The organism is Exiguobacterium sp. UBA6282 (assembly GCF_002440475.1).
Lineage (GTDB): Bacteria > Bacillota > Bacilli > Exiguobacteriales > Exiguobacteriaceae > Exiguobacterium_A.
The window spans coordinates 56,777-57,210 of record NZ_DJUM01000008.1; the positions used below are offsets into that span (position 1 = coordinate 56,777).

At 47.7% G+C, this 434-nt stretch carries 1 pseudogene; it reads right to left on the reverse strand.

Going from position 1 to position 434, the window contains the following annotated elements:
• Positions 1-194 (reverse strand): annotated as a pseudogene (locus tag B2751_RS01780) (hypothetical protein); the annotation flags it as partial.
• Positions 195-434: the final 240 nt, after the last annotated feature.

Sequence of the window (434 nt, forward strand, 5' to 3'; positions counted from 1 at the left end):
CTTTTCATCGAGTCCCATTCCATCTTCAACTGGAAATCCATCTCATTTTTGAATTTCCCGTCAACAAAACGATCTGATCGTTCGAAACTCCGCCGCTCTGCACGGCTTGGTCGTTTCCCGAACACCGGGTATCGGTTGATGAACCAAGCACTGGCAAGACCGATTCCTGCTAAAGCTGTCACTATTTTTTTCATGTCTTATCACCTCTTCGATGCTCTCAGTATAGCACCTCGATTCCCCACACATCTCGCTTTGCGACTCCGGACACGAGAAAAAAGTGAAGATCACCGATATGGCGCCTTCACTTCTAGGTATTAGTCGAGATCGTCCGCTTTCCATTTCGCCCGGTCGCTCTTCTCACCTTCCTCACGGTGATTGGATTCATAGGCGTTGTTCCCTGGATTTTCGACTTTATTATCATCGTACCGATGATC